A 13,561-nucleotide genomic window follows, 5' to 3' on the forward strand; every position below is an offset into this window, starting at 1 on the left:
CCCAATCCGCTACTCGCGGGTAGGAATACTGGAACCATGAACAACTTTACTCGTCGTCAAGTACTGCGTTCTGCTGTGGTGGTGGCTGCGGCAGGAGCCGCAGGCACCGCGCTGACCGGCACCGCTGGCGTCCCTGCCAACGCAGCAGGCGCGGGAGCCTTCGGTCACGGTGTTGCCTCCGGTGACCCGATGCCTGACAGCGTGCTGCTCTGGACCCGGGTCACGCCGTCGCCCGATGCGCTACCCGGAAGCGGGTTGGGCCCGGACGTGTCGGTGGGCTGGGAGGTCGCGGCCGACGCCGGCTTCAAGAAGATCGTGGCCCGGGGTACGGCCAATACAGGCGCGTCCCGCGACCATACGGTCAAGGTCATCGCGGGCCGGCTCGCCCCCGGCACGAGCTACTGGTACCGCTTCACCCTTGGCTCGGCGGTGTCCCCGGCGGGACGCACCCGCACGGCGCCGGCTGCCGGCGCTCCAGTGGACCGGCTGAAGTTCGGCGTCGTGTCCTGCGCCAACTGGCAGGCGGGCTATTTCTCCTCCTACCGCCACCTTGCCGGCCGCGGGGATCTCGACGCCGTACTCCACCTCGGCGACTACCTCTACGAGTATGGGCCGGGCGAATACCAGGCGCGCGACGTGGTGGTCCGCCCCCACGAGCCTGCCCACGAGATGACCCAGCTGGCCCACTACCGTCGCCGCCACGCGCAGTACAAGACCGACACCGACCTGCAGGCCTTGCACGCTGCCGCACCTTTTATCGTCACCTGGGATGACCACGAATCGGCCAACGACGCCTGGAAGGGCGGCGCGGAGAACCACACTGAAGGCGCCGAAGGGGCCTGGAGCGCGCGGTTTTCCGCCGCGCACCAGGCCTACGCCGAATGGATGCCCGTGCGCTACGAACCGGGCGGACAGATTTACCGGAGGCTCGACTTCGGTTCGTTGGCCAGCCTGTCCATGCTGGACCTGCGTAGCTACCGGGACCGGCAGGCCGCCAACGGAACAGACGCTGCGGTCAGCGACCCCGCCCGCACCATCACCGGCGCCGCCCAGATGGACTGGCTTCTGGGCAACCTGAAATCCGCCGGCCCGCAGTGGAAGCTCGTGGGCAACCCGGTCATGATCGCACCCGTCCGGGTTCCTTCCACCCTGAGCACGGCCGAATTGGCCGGTGTGCAAAAGCTGATGGGCGGGACGAGCATCAGCGGCGTGCCCTACAACGTGGACCAGTGGGACGGCTACGAGGCGGACCGCAACCGCGTGGTCCGCCACCTGCGGGATAACGCCGTCAAGGACACTGTGTTCCTCACCGGCGATATCCACTCCGGCTGGGCCTGCGACATCCCCGCGGATCCGGCCAGCTACCCGGCCACCGGCGATTCCGTGGCCGCGGAACTGGTCTGCACGTCCGTCACGAGCGACAACCTCGATGACATCCTCAACGTCCCGCCCCGGACCGGATCCGTCGCCGTCGAGAACGCCATCAAGGCGGCCAACCCGCACGTGAAATACCTCGATTTCGACTCGCACGGCTATTCAGTCCTGGACGTAACGCCTGCAGGAGTCCGGATGGACTGGTACGTCCTGGCCGAACGCACCTCGGCCAGCTCAGGATCCGCACTGTCCACATCGTTCAACGTTCAAGCCAACACCGGCAAAGTCACGCCAACCCAGGGAGGACTCCCGTGAGCCGTTCAACACCCCCACGCCCGACGCCGGGACGCCGGCAGTTCCTGCAGCTCGCCGCTGCCGGCGGTGCCGCCGTCGTCCTTTCCGCCGCGCCAGGAACGGCGTGGGCCGCACCGGCTGCGGGACGGACCCGGTGCTACGTGCTCGTGGTGGACGGCTGCCGCCCGGACGAGATCACCCCCGCGCTGACTCCCAGGCTGGCTGGCCTGCGCGCGGCCGGAACGAATTTCCCGGCGGCCCGGTCCCTGCCTGTCATGGAGACCATTCCCAACCACGTGATGATGATGACCGGGGTCCGGCCGGATCGTTCAGGCGTTCCGGCCAACGCAATCTACGACAGGGCCGAGGGTGTGGTCCGCGACCTCGACCGGTCCACGGACCTGCACTTCGCGACCCTCCTGGACCGCTTGCAGGAGCGCGGGCTCACCACCGGCTCGGTGCTCAGCAAGAAGTACCTTTACGGCATCTTCGGCACCCGCGCCAGCTACCGCTGGGAACCGCAGCCGCTGCTGCCGGTCACCGGTCACGCGCCCGATGCCGCCACGATGGACGCGCTGCTCGCGATGGTGGGCGGGCCGGACCCGGACTTCGTGTTCACGAACCTCGGCGACATTGACCGCGTGGGCCACTCCGATCTTTCCGGCACCACGCTGCGCGCTGCACGGGAAGCCGCCCTCGCGGACACTGACGTGCAGGTGGGGCGTTTCATCGACCACCTCAAAGGCACGGGCAGGTGGGAATCCAGCGTGGTGATGGTGCTCGCCGACCACTCCATGGACTGGTCCATCCCCACGAACGTGGTTTCAGTCGACCTGATCCTGCAGGCCCGCCCGGAGCTGCAATCCAACGTCAAAATAGCCCAGAACGGCGGGGCGGACCTGCTCTACTGGACCGGCTCCGAAACCGACCGGACCGCGGGCATGGCTGCCGTCGAACAGCTGGTCAGTGCCCATGAGGGCGTGCTGTCCGTCCACAAGCCGGCGGACCTTCGTCTGGGGGTCGAGGCCGGCGACCTCGTGGCGTACTGCCGCGCCGGCTGGCGTTTCTCCGACCCGTATGTAGCTTCCAACCCCATCCCGGGAAACCACGGGCATCCCGCCACCGAGCCCATTCCCTTCTTCATCTCGGGCGGGAGCCCGTTTGTGGTCCCGGGAACGGTGTCATCGGAGCCGGCGCGGACAGCTGACGTCGCACCGACGATCGGCACCATTTACGGCCTCAAGGCCCCCGGCGGAGGATACGACGGAACGTCGCGGGCCGGATCATTGCGGCTGTGACGCAGGGATGACGGCGGGATCATCCCGCCGTCATCCATTCGCCGTTTCTTTATGCCGCCCCCGACCTACCAGGTTGTGGCCACCGAGCGCGACGCAAGCCACTCGCCTCCCACACGGACGAAATCCATGGTGAGTTGCAGCGGCCATTTGGCCCGTGAGCCGTAGACAGTCGCGTCAGCGATGATCCGGCCCACCAGCCGGGGAGTGTCCCCAGTGACGTGGAGGGATACGTCCTTCTCCCGGGCATCGCGGGAGGGCCTGTCAGGACTTGCCAGCGGGCTGACACCCTGCGGCGGCCCGCCAATGAACGATAGCTTTAAGGCATGACGGCAAGCTACAGGTACAACGTTGAGGTCCTGCATCTTCTGGTGTCGCCGGCGCATGCCTACTTTGGCCGCGCACGCGAGGGGGCGGCGGACGTGCCCACCACCGACGCCGACCAAGTGGAGATGGTGGCCGGCAAGGGCATCGTGGGTGACAGGTTCTTTGGCAAGGCCGCCCACATGGATGCTGCCGTCACGCTTTTTGCCGTTGAGGCACTCGAGTCCATCGCCGCGGAGCTGGGGGCCGCACCGCTTGACCCGCTGCTGACCCGGCGCAACGTCGTCCTCAGGGGCGCCCATCTGGCTCCGCTGCTGGGCGGGGAGTTTGCGCTGGAATCGGGCGGGGATGTGGTTCGGCTGAAGGCCGGGCGGCCCGCCCACCCCTGCGCCTGGATGGACCAGATGCTCGCACCCGGCGCGCACAAGGCCATGCGCGGGCGTGGCGGCGTGCGCTGCCAGGTGGTTTCAGGCGGCATCCTGCACCGCGGTCCGGCAGTGCTGGTCAGCCCCGTGCCCCTCGACCCCGAAAGTGCCGGCACGCCCTCACTGCTGCGGGCGTCGCGGCTGCCGTAGCGCACCCGCACCCAATCGCAAACGGAAGCGGACGACGGCGGGAGGTCCCGTCGTCGTCCGCTTGCGGTTTGGTGTCTTTACAGCCTGTGGTGCTCCGGAGCTGCGCGGCGGGCGTCGCCGGATCCGGCTTTGCTGGCCGGGAGGCCTGCGTAGGTCCAGATGCAGGGCCGGCCGGAATCGCTCGGCAGGAGCTGGCCCTCGAACAGTGAGATGCTCGTTCCTGTTGGACTCTGCCAGACGCCGGTCAGTTCGCAGTGCGTTCCGGTGGCCTGGCGCCGCGGTGCGGTCAGGTTGATGATCCTGCGGGCCCGTGCCTCGGCAACGGGAAGTCTTTTCTTCACAATGACACTCCTGCCGGTTCCCGGTAGTTGCTCTCGGGAACATCCGTGATGAACATGTGTCCGGGGGCGTGGCTGATGGCAAACGAAGGCCTGGATGCCATCACGGCGCTTTGCGGGGTTACCCCGCAGGCCCAGAAGACCGGCACTTCCCCCGGCCGGATCTCCACCGCGTCTCCGAAGTCGGGGCGGTTGATGTCCGCGATGCCGAGATCTTCGGGAGACCCGACATGGACGGGGCCGCCGTGGACCTTAGGCACTTCGGACGTGACCCGGATGGCCGCGTCCACCAGCCCCGGCAGCATGGGACGCATGGAGACCACCATCGGACCGTGGATGCGTCCGGCAGGGGTGCACTCGATGTTCGTGCGGTACATGGGCACGTTGCGGCCGGTCTCGGTGCGCCGCAGCGGGATGCCCTCGCTCGCCAGCGCGGCTTCAAAGGTGAAGCTGCAGCCGATGAGGACGCCCACCATGTCCTCACGCCAGACCGATGTCACATCGGAGACCTCTTCGGCAAGTTCGCCATCCACCCATACGCGGTAGGCGGGGATGTCGCTGCGGATGTCCGATCCCGCGGCGAGGATGCTTTCGAAACGTCCCGCCGGGATGACGTCGATGACGGGGCAGGCCTTGGGATTGAGCTGGCAGAATTCAATGAATTCGTCAGCGTAGCCGGCCGCCACTGCAATCAGGTTCGCCTGGGTGTAGCCGTCGCTCCATCCGGAGGTGGGGGTGACCAGGCCGTTGCGGAACTTCAGGCGTGCATCGGAGGGCGCCATGAGGGCGGTGTCCAGGTTCATCGGGCCACGGCCTCAGCGGGTTCCACCGTGGACTGCAGGTATTCCGCGTCCTCGGCAACGTTGGAGTCCCGCCCCAGCGCCAGGCCCACCAGGGTCAACAGGCACGCGACGCTGAGGTACATGGCAACCGGGACCCAGCTGTGGAAAGTGCTCAGCAGCAGCGTGAACATGAACGGTGCAATGGCGCCGCCGATGATGCCGGCGAAGGTGTAGGCCAGTGAACTGCCGGTAGAGCGGAGCCGCGGCGAGAACTGTTCAACCACGAAGGCCGCCTGGGGCCCGTACATAAAGGAGTGGCACAGCAGGCCCAGGACCGTTCCCACGACCAGCATGACCGGGGACCGTCCCTCGAGGACGATGAAGAACAGGTACGCCCACACCGCGGCGGCCACTGCGGCAATGGCGTAGACCAGCCGGCGGTTGATGCGGTCCGAGATGGCGCCGGCAAGCGGCATGGTGAAGAGCTGGAGGGCTGAACCGATGAGCACAGCCACCAGCACCTGGCCGCGGTCGAAGCCGAGCTCCTGGATGCCGTAGGTGAGCGTGAAGACCGTGCACAAGGCGTAGGTGACGTCCGGGCCGATCCGGCTGAGCATGGCTGCGATGAGGGGCCTGCGCTGGGTGGTCAGGACTTCCCGGATCGGGGCCTTGGGCTTGTCTCCCCTGGCTTCCATGGCCTTGAAGATGGGGGTGTCCTCAAGTTTGAGCCGGATCCAGAGCCCGAAGGCCACCAGCAGGGCCGAGATGAGGAATGCGATCCTCCAGCCGTAGTCGAGGAAGGCCTGCTCCGACAGGGTCAGGGTCAGGACGGCGAGTGCGCCGTTGGCCATCAGGTTGCCGGCGGGCGGGCCGATCTGCGCGGCGGATGCCCAGAATCCTCGGCGGTTGGGGTCGCCGAATTCGCTGGAGAGCAGCACTGCCCCGCCCCATTCGCCGCCGACGCCCACGCCCTGGGCGAAGCGGAGGAAGACCAGGATGGCCGGGGCGATGACGCCGATGTTGTCGTACGTGGGCAGCAGGCCGATGAGGAACGTGGCCACGCCGATGAGCATCAGCGTGATGACCAGGATCTTCTTGCGGCCGATCTCGTCCCCGAGCCGTCCGAAGATGATGCCGCCGACCGGCCGGGAAATGTAGCCCACGGCGTAGGTGGAGAACGCCAGCAGGGTGCCCGTGACAGGGTCCGAGGCCGGGAAGAAGATCAGCGGAAAAACGATCGCGGCAGCGGCGGAGTAGACGGCGAAGTCGTAGAACTCCAGCGCGGTTCCGGTCAGGCTGGCCGCGAATGCCTTGTACATGCTCTTGCGCCCTATAACGGGCTTAGGGTCACCGGGGGCCATTACTGATGGAGTGGCCATGTGTATCCTCCATGAAAAGTGTGGATGTCATCCGAATGCGGGCGGATGGTGCTGGGGCGCCATGTTGTCCGGCTCGCGGAGTTGCAAGCGGTGCAAAGGGCGGGTGCGTGACCACCGCGGCGGGCTGCGGAAGTCGAAACTGCGAGCGATCGTTGGATCGTTGAACAATCCGAACTGTTGAACAATCTACGCGACGTAGATCACACCGTCAAGGGTTAATCGTGATTCTGCAGCAGCGGCGAGCCGCCTGCCCCAAGGCGCAACGCAAGCGGTCGACGGCGGGAAGTCCCGCCGTCGACCGCTTGCGTTTGGTGCCGCTTTCCCTTCAAGGCAGGGTGCTCGGCTATGAAAGGTTCCCTGTCCGGATCACCGGTCGTTTGCTGCCGAGACCCTGCTTGGGTTCCCGATGGCGCCCATTACCCTGGCGGTGACTTCCTCGATGCCGCCGATGCCGTTGACCCGGGCCAGAATGGCACGCCCCCCATACGCAGCCACCACGGGCTCGGTCTGCCGATGATACAGGTCCAGCCGGTGGCGGATGACGGCTTCGCTGTCGTCGCTCCGGCCGGTGTCCTCGGCACGGCCCAGGAGACGCTTGACCAGTTCCTCATCGTCGGCGGTCAACTGCAGGACGACGTCGAGCGTCAGCTCCCGCGCAGCCAAAACCCCGTCGAGGTAGTCAACCTGGGGGGCAGTGCGGGGGTAGCCGTCCAGGAGGAAGCCGGTTTCGACGTCGTCCTGGCTGAGACGGCTGCGCACCATCTCGTTGGTGACGCTGTCCGGAACGAAATCGCCGGCGTCCATGTACTTCCGGGCTTCGATGCCAAGCGGCGTCCCGCCCCTCACATGGGCGCGGAAGATGTCCCCCGTGGAGATCGCAGCAACGCCCAGGCGCTCCGAAATGCGCTCCGCTTGCGTTCCCTTGCCGGAGCCGGGCGGTCCGATAATCAACATTCTCGTCATTCGGTTAACCTTTCGCTGCGCCGTGGTTGAAAGCGTGCCCCCATGCTAGGACTTCGAAGGTTGCAACCAGGCTGCATCGGCACGTGCGCGGCAATCCAGTCAGCATGCTTACTATTTGGGCATGATCGGGTTTACGATGAAGTTGTAGGCCGCTGGCGGATCGCCGGCGGCGACCAAACCGGAGGGAGCAACACCATGGGTCTGGGAGACAAGATTGACAATGCTGCCGAGAAGCTTGGCGGCAAAGGCAAGGAAGCGGCAGGCGAGGCCAGGAACGATCCGGGCCTGAAGGCCGAAGGCCAGGCTGACCAGACGAAAGCCGATCTGAAGCAGGCCGGCGAGAAGGTCAAGGACGCCTTCAAGGAATAGTCCGCCGCCGAGAGGAAGGGTGCCGCCCCGACGCGGGCGGCACCCTTCCTTGCCCGGACGGCCTGCCCCAAAGCGGCCGACGTCGCATATCGTCCAGACCGCATCACCCCAGGCTGCAACGGGAACGGGCAGCAAGTATCCGGAGCAAATGGTCCGGCTGTTGACAGGAAGTCCAGTGGATCCGACCACGCTTGCCGGGTACGCGCTCCTTTACATGGCAGCAATAGCGGGGATAGTTGTCCTACTGCTGCCAATCCTGATCCTGTTTCTCCTGCTCTTGCTGGTGACGGGAGTCATTGGAATTGTTCTTCTCGCAGTGAAGACCCTCGCGGTCGGACTCATCAGGGGCATCACCGCACTCTTCACAAGTTTGCGCGACCGCCACCGGCCCAGGAGTCACGGCGATGAACTGGTGCCGCACTGACGGCCAGTCCTGGTGAATGCCCCGGGGGCCGAGTTCGGTGCCCCGTCACACCGACACTGCGCGTGCGGTCCATGTGTACCGAGGTGAGAGCAGCTGCGGCCGTCACCCTTGACGGAACGCAGAGATTCCCGTGATGCGTTGGCCCAGGATCAGCGTATGGACTTCGTCCGTGCCTTCATAGGTGCGCACGGATTCGAGGTTGTTGGCATGCCGCAGCGGCGAGTAGTCCAGCGTGATGCCGTTGCCGCCTAGGAGAGTGCGGGCCTCCCGGCAGATGGCGATGGCCTCGCGGACATTGTTCAGCTTGCCGACTGAGATCTGGACCGGCTCCAAGGCACCGGCGTCCTTGAGCCGCCCGGTGTGTAAGGCAAGAAGCGTGCCTTTCTGGATTTCCAGCAGCATATTGACGAGCTTCTCCTGGGTGAGCTGGTACCCGGAGAGGGGCTTGCCGAACTGCAGTCGCTCCTGCGAGTACGCGAGGGCGGTTTCATACGAGTCCCTTGCCGCACCCATGGCACCCCAGATGATGCCGTAGCGAGCTTCGTTGAGGCAGGAGAACGGGCCGCTCAGCCCCCGGGCGCGCGGAAGCAGCGCCGCGCCCGGAAGCCGGACGTCGTCCAGGGTGATGTCGCACTGGATGGAGGCACGCATCGACAGCTTCGAGCCGATGGGTGTCGCGGTGAAACCGGGCGTGTCCGTGGGCACGATGAAGCCGCGGACACCCTCACTGGTATTGGCCCAGATGACCGCGATCTGGGCCACCGAGGCAAGCCCAATCCAGCGTTTGGCACCGTTGATGACCCAGCCGCCGCTTCCGTCGGGAACCGCGAAGGTAGCCATGCTGGACGGGTCTGAGCCGGCGGTAGGTTCGGTAAGCCCGAAGCAACCGATCCTTTCTCCCCGAGCCATCGCCGGGAGGTGCTCTTTCTTCTGCTCCTCGGACCCCCACTTGTGGATGGCACTCATAGCAAGGGAGCCCTGAACGCTAACGAAGGTCCGGAGTCCGGAATCCCCTGCTTCCAGTTCCATTGCGGCGAGACCGTATTCGACTGCGCTGCGGCCCGGGCAGCCGTAGCCCTGCAGATGCATCCCAAGGACCCCAAGGTTCCCGAGTTCGGGGACGAGTTCCAGGGGGAAGTGTGCAGCCTCGTACCAGCCGGCGATATTGGGGCGGATGCGTTCGTTCACAAACTCCCGGACAGTGCTGCGCAGTTGCAGCTCAGCCGGGCTGAGCAGGCTGTCCAGGTTCAGCACGTCGTCGTGCACCAGGGTGGTTTCGGATACGGTCACAGTTTGTTCTCCTGGCATGTGCTGGGCCGCTGGGGGCGGCGCTGGCTCTAAGGGCTGGCGATCTCCGACCACTGTGCCAGCTGGATTGCGTAAGATCCAATACCGTATTCTGCGACCACTGATGTCCTGGACGCATCAATAAGCGGCATTGTCCGGCGACGGCAAGACGTCTTCCGAGAGCCGAAGGACCTCTCTCAGCGCCGGGCTGGTGTTGTCTTTTCGCCAAACCAGTCGCAGCTGGATGACATCAGCCGGGTCGTCCAATGGCAGGAAAGTGACCCCGGGGTGGCTGAAGTTTTCCGGGACAGACGAGACCGTCAGGGCTACGCCGATTTCGGCCGCCACGAGTGCCATGAGCGTATGGGAATCCGGGGCGACCTGCACAATTTCGGCGGCGAATCCGGCCGCGCTTGACAGCCTCCGAAGGTGGTCGTGGAGGATCGCGCCAGGGTGCTCCGGCAGGGTGACGAACGGCTGATCTGCAAGGTCCGCCATGAGCAGTGAAGCGCGGCCGCTCAGGGGATGGTTGTCATACAGGGCCACCACCAGCCGCTCGCTGGCCACGACCCGGGACTCCAGGACCGCCGGGATGAAGTTCCATCGCCCCAGGCCTACTTCCATGGCGCCGCTCAAGACCTTGTCCATGGCCGGCAGGGCGAAGTTGGAGCTGGACAGTTCAAAATCGATTCCGGGATGCGTCTCCCGGACGCGCTTGGCGAGCTTGCCCACCATCACGTGTGAGGACACGCCGGCAAAAGCGACCCGCACCCGCCCGGTTTCGCCGCGGCCCACCGAGGCGACCGCGAGGGCCGAACGGCGGCAGGCCTCCAGTATGTCCCGGGCCGGCGCCAGCAACGCCTCCCCTTCCGGCGTGAGACGGACCGTCCGCGTGCTCCGAGTAAAGAGAGGCGCCTTAAGTTCGTGCTCCAGTCGCTGGATGGACCGGCTCAGGGGCGGCTGGGCCATGTGGAGCCGGAGCGCAGCCCTGCCGAAGTGCAACTCCTCGGCCAGGGCGAGGAAGATGCGAATCTGTTGTATTTCCATGGCCCCGGTCAGCTCCCGCTCAGGTCAACGTCATTGTTCATACGCCCAAGATACCCACCGCTGCGAAATAGGCATTGATGGCGGTGGGGTATCACTCCCACACCTAATGCGTATTGGACGAGAATCAATCCGCTTGCAAAGGTGGTGATGCAGACCACACACCGGAGGATTTAAATGACACAACCGAGCAGTGAAGCGGCGGCTGAAGGGCCCAATCGTCCTGCCGAAGGCGGAATCCGGCCAGGCGTTGACATCCTGGGCCGCGAAGGCACCGGGCCACTGGCCGGCGTCGTCGTCGCGGATTTCAGCCGGGTCTTGGCCGGCCCTTACGCCACCATGCTCTTGGCTGACATGGGCGCCACTGTGATCAAGGTCGAAGGCCTTGACGGCGACGACACCCGGACCTACATGCCCCCGGTCCGAGACGGCGAGGCCACCTTCTTCCTGGCGGTGAACCGCAACAAGCACTCCATTGCCCTGGATCTAAAAGATCCGCAGGACTTGGACGTGGCGCGTTCACTGATCCGCTCCGCCGACGTGATGATCGAGAACTTTAAGCCCGGCAACATGGCGCGGCTGGGTTTGGACTATGCCGCCGCCGCGGAGTTGAAGCCGGATATAATCTACGCCTCCATCACCGGGTTCGGCACCGGCGCCGGTGCGCATATCCCGGGATATGACCTACTCGTGCAGGCCGCCTCGGGGATGATGAGTCTGACCGGGGACCAGGACACGCAACCGTACCGGGCCGGCATCGCCCTCTTTGACGTGATTACCGGCCTGCATGCGGCCATCGGCATCCTTGGGGCCCTGCACCACAAAGACCAGACCGGCGAGGGCCAGTTGGTGGAGCTAAACCTCCTGTCCTCGGCTTTGTCTGGCATGGTAAACCAGTCCGCGGCATACGTCACGGGAGGCGTAGTGCCGACCCGCATGGGTAATGAGCACCCCAGCATGTACCCGTACGCGCCGATGCAGACAGGCGACGGCATGCTCATCGTCGCGACCGGTAACGATGCCCAGTTCGTCCGGCTGTGCGGGGCGCTGGCGATCCCTGAAGTGGCCCGGGACCCGAAGTTCGCCAAGACCCGGCAACGCAATGCGCACCGTGATGAGCTCCGGGACATCCTCCACGCGCGGCTGGCCACTCAGTCCGCCGCGCGCTGGTTCAGCGAGCTCTCTGCCGCCGGGCTGCCGTGCGCGCCGATCCAGGACGTAGGCGGCGGCATCGAGTTCGCCGAACAACTGGGACTGCAGCCGGTGGTGTTGGCCGGCAGCGGGTCGCGAAAGATTCCGACGGTGCGGCATCCGGTCGAGTACTCCCGCACTCCCGTGGACTATGCGCTGGCCCCACCGGAGCTCAACGAAAGCTCCGAGTTGGTCCGCAACTGGCTGCTGCACCAGAAGGCGTTAGCCCATGCCTGAGGCATACCGGACCCGGATCCGCCCGCGTTGGTCGGATCAGGATCTCAATGGACACGTCAATCATGCCGCCGTCGTGACACTGCTGGAGGAGTCGAGGATCCAGTGGCGGGCCACCTTGCCGGGAAGCCGCTCCGCAGGAGCGACCCCCACGGTGGTGGCTGCCCTCGAACTGAACTATCGGAGGCCGGTCCACCACGGCGAAGACCTTGACGTTGAACTCACGGTCAGCAGGATCGGCACCAGCTCCTTCAGCCTCGCATTCAGCGGCGCTCAGAACGGCGCAGTCGCCGTGGACGGCAGGACAGTGATTGTTTCAGTCTGGCCGGAGACCGGCACGGCACGGCCGCTGGCGGAACACGAACGGCGCTGGCTCGCCCAATACCAGCCCACGCAAGCAAGCACGGAACCCCGTCAACCGCTGATCCCCGACGACACACCCCTGGAGCTGACCCAATGACACCGCAATTGGCCGAACAAGGCACCGACTTCTACCTCATGGACGATTTCCTCACCGCTGAGGACCGGGCCCTCCGGCTGAAGGTCCGCAGCTTCGTCGACAAAGACCTGCTGCCCGTCATCAACGGCTACTGGGAACGGGCCGAGTTCCCGTTCGAGATGATTCCCAAACTCGCCGCCCTCGGCATCGTGGGAACCACTATCACCGGCTACGGCTGCCCCGGCCTGAGCAGGCTTGCCGCCGGGATAGTCGCCGCAGAAGTCTCCCGCGGGGACGGTTCCGTGAACACTTTCCTCGGTGTGCAGTCCGGCCTGGCGATGGGAACCATCAACATGCTTGGCAGCGAAGAGCAAAAGCAGCGCTGGCTCCCCGCCATGGCGACGCTGGATAAGATAGGCGCGTTCGCCCTGACCGAACCTGATCACGGTTCCGATTCCGTGGCCTTGGAGACTAGCGCCCGGCGGGACGGTGACAGCTACATCATCACCGGCCGCAAGCGGTGGATCGGCAACGCCAGCATGGCCGACGTCGTCATCATCTTCGCCCGGGACGAAGATGATGCCAAGGTCAAGGCGTTCGTGATGGAGCGCAACGACGACGGCAGCTATCCGGACGGGTACTCCACTGATGTCATCACCGGAAAGATCGGCAAGCGGGCGATTCTCCAGCCAGACATCACCCTCAACAACCTCAGGGTGCCAGCGGACAACCGGCTCACTGGCTGCCGCTCCTTCAAGGACGTCACCCGTGTACTCACGTCCACTCGCAGCGGAGCGTCCTGGGAATCCCTCGGCCACGCCATGGCAGCCTACGAGATCGCGGTGGACTACGCGAAAACCCGGCAACAGTTCGGCAAAGCGATCGGCAGCTTCCAGCTTGTCCAGAACAAACTGGCCAACATGCTCGCCGAACTGACGGCCATGCAACTGATATGTTTCCGGCTCGCCGTCCTGGCTGAGGACGGCCGGATGACCGGACCAATGGCCTCGCTGGCCAAGATGCACACGGCGCAGAAGGCGCGATGGATCTGTTCCGAGGCGCGGGACATGCTCGGCGGCAACGGCGTGCTACTGGAGAACCATGTCGCGCGGCACATGACCGACATGGAAGTCGTCTCCACTTACGAGGGCACCGACTCCATTCAATCCCTGCTCGTGGGCCGCGAGATCACCGGCCTCTCCGCTTTCAGCTAGGTCCGGGCCGGGCAGCCGCCACACAGTCATCAGTC

Annotated in this window: 14 protein-coding genes; 8 read left to right on the forward strand and 6 right to left on the reverse strand. The window is 65.4% G+C overall.

Annotation, left to right across the window (positions count from 1 at the left end):
- Positions 1 to 36: 36 nt before the first annotated feature.
- From ACSQ12_RS18520 to ACSQ12_RS18530, 3 genes are all read left to right on the forward strand, one after another.
- Positions 37 to 1,689 carry an alkaline phosphatase D family protein gene (locus tag ACSQ12_RS18520; protein ID WP_436066405.1) on the forward strand — a complete coding sequence of 551 codons (1,653 nt, stop codon included), beginning with the start codon at positions 37 to 39 and terminating at the stop codon, positions 1,687 to 1,689.
- Entirely contained in the window at positions 1,686 to 2,966 is a 1,281-nt protein-coding gene (locus tag ACSQ12_RS18525) for an alkaline phosphatase family protein (RefSeq protein ID WP_436066406.1), read from the forward strand. Before ACSQ12_RS18520 ends, ACSQ12_RS18525 begins: the two co-directional genes overlap by 4 nt.
- Before the next feature lie 323 nt (positions 2,967 to 3,289).
- Positions 3,290 to 3,862, forward strand: a complete 573-nt coding sequence (locus ACSQ12_RS18530) for an MOSC domain-containing protein (RefSeq protein ID WP_436066407.1) — start codon at positions 3,290 to 3,292, stop codon at positions 3,860 to 3,862.
- A gap of 77 nt (positions 3,863 to 3,939) precedes the next feature.
- On the opposite strand, the gene ACSQ12_RS18535 is transcribed toward ACSQ12_RS18530, so the two are convergent.
- The 4 genes from ACSQ12_RS18535 to ACSQ12_RS18550 all read right to left on the reverse strand — a co-directional run bounded on the left by ACSQ12_RS18535 (position 3,940) and on the right by ACSQ12_RS18550 (position 7,324).
- The gene (locus tag ACSQ12_RS18535; RefSeq protein ID WP_436066408.1) at positions 3,940 to 4,203 is read right to left on the reverse strand and encodes a hypothetical protein; all 264 of its coding nucleotides are present in this window, start codon (positions 4,201 to 4,203) and stop codon (positions 3,940 to 3,942) included.
- Positions 4,200 to 5,003 (reverse strand): putative hydro-lyase, encoded by an 804-nt coding sequence (locus ACSQ12_RS18540; protein ID WP_436066409.1) that lies wholly within the window; start codon positions 5,001 to 5,003, stop codon positions 4,200 to 4,202. Before ACSQ12_RS18540 ends, ACSQ12_RS18535 begins: the two co-directional genes overlap by 4 nt.
- Positions 5,000 to 6,361, reverse strand: coding sequence for an MFS transporter (locus ACSQ12_RS18545; protein WP_436066410.1), 1,362 nt, complete (start codon positions 6,359 to 6,361; stop codon positions 5,000 to 5,002). Before ACSQ12_RS18545 ends, ACSQ12_RS18540 begins: the two co-directional genes overlap by 4 nt.
- Positions 6,362 to 6,727: 366 nt before the next feature.
- Entirely contained in the window at positions 6,728 to 7,324 is a 597-nt protein-coding gene (locus tag ACSQ12_RS18550; RefSeq protein WP_436066411.1) for an adenylate kinase, read from the reverse strand.
- Positions 7,325 to 7,519: 195 nt separating this feature from the next.
- Between ACSQ12_RS18550 and ACSQ12_RS18555 the strand changes: the two genes are divergently transcribed.
- Both ACSQ12_RS18555 and ACSQ12_RS18560 read left to right on the forward strand, forming a co-directional pair.
- Complete coding sequence (locus tag ACSQ12_RS18555) at positions 7,520 to 7,693, forward strand: CsbD family protein (protein WP_436066412.1); 174 nt, start codon at positions 7,520 to 7,522, stop codon at positions 7,691 to 7,693.
- Between the two features lie 175 nt (positions 7,694 to 7,868).
- A complete protein-coding gene (locus tag ACSQ12_RS18560; protein ID WP_436066413.1) occupies positions 7,869 to 8,117 on the forward strand; it encodes a hypothetical protein in 249 nt (82 codons plus the stop codon).
- Between the two features lie 102 nt (positions 8,118 to 8,219).
- On the opposite strand, the gene ACSQ12_RS18565 is transcribed toward ACSQ12_RS18560, so the two are convergent.
- Positions 8,220 to 9,425 (reverse strand): acyl-CoA dehydrogenase family protein, encoded by a 1,206-nt coding sequence (locus ACSQ12_RS18565; protein ID WP_436066414.1) that lies wholly within the window; start codon positions 9,423 to 9,425, stop codon positions 8,220 to 8,222.
- A gap of 117 nt (positions 9,426 to 9,542) precedes the next feature.
- Positions 9,543 to 10,451, reverse strand: a complete 909-nt coding sequence (locus tag ACSQ12_RS18570; protein ID WP_436066415.1) for a LysR substrate-binding domain-containing protein — start codon at positions 10,449 to 10,451, stop codon at positions 9,543 to 9,545.
- A gap of 174 nt (positions 10,452 to 10,625) precedes the next feature.
- Here ACSQ12_RS18570 and ACSQ12_RS18575 point away from each other — a divergent pair, with 174 nt between their 5' ends.
- The 3 genes from ACSQ12_RS18575 to ACSQ12_RS18585 are packed head-to-tail and all read left to right on the forward strand — an operon-like array spanning position 10,626 to position 13,526.
- Positions 10,626 to 11,876, forward strand: a complete 1,251-nt coding sequence (locus ACSQ12_RS18575) for a CaiB/BaiF CoA transferase family protein (RefSeq protein ID WP_436066416.1) — start codon at positions 10,626 to 10,628, stop codon at positions 11,874 to 11,876.
- Positions 11,869 to 12,333: an acyl-CoA thioesterase gene (locus ACSQ12_RS18580; protein WP_436066417.1), complete on the forward strand. Its 465-nt coding sequence runs from the start codon at positions 11,869 to 11,871 to the stop codon at positions 12,331 to 12,333. Before ACSQ12_RS18575 ends, ACSQ12_RS18580 begins: the two co-directional genes overlap by 8 nt.
- Positions 12,330 to 13,526 carry an acyl-CoA dehydrogenase family protein gene (locus ACSQ12_RS18585; RefSeq protein ID WP_436066418.1) on the forward strand — a complete coding sequence of 399 codons (1,197 nt, stop codon included), beginning with the start codon at positions 12,330 to 12,332 and terminating at the stop codon, positions 13,524 to 13,526. Before ACSQ12_RS18580 ends, ACSQ12_RS18585 begins: the two co-directional genes overlap by 4 nt.
- The last annotated feature ends 35 nt before the right edge of the window (positions 13,527 to 13,561 follow it).

Source organism: Arthrobacter sp. LjRoot14 (genome assembly GCF_964253905.1).
GTDB lineage: Bacteria > Actinomycetota > Actinomycetes > Actinomycetales > Micrococcaceae > Arthrobacter.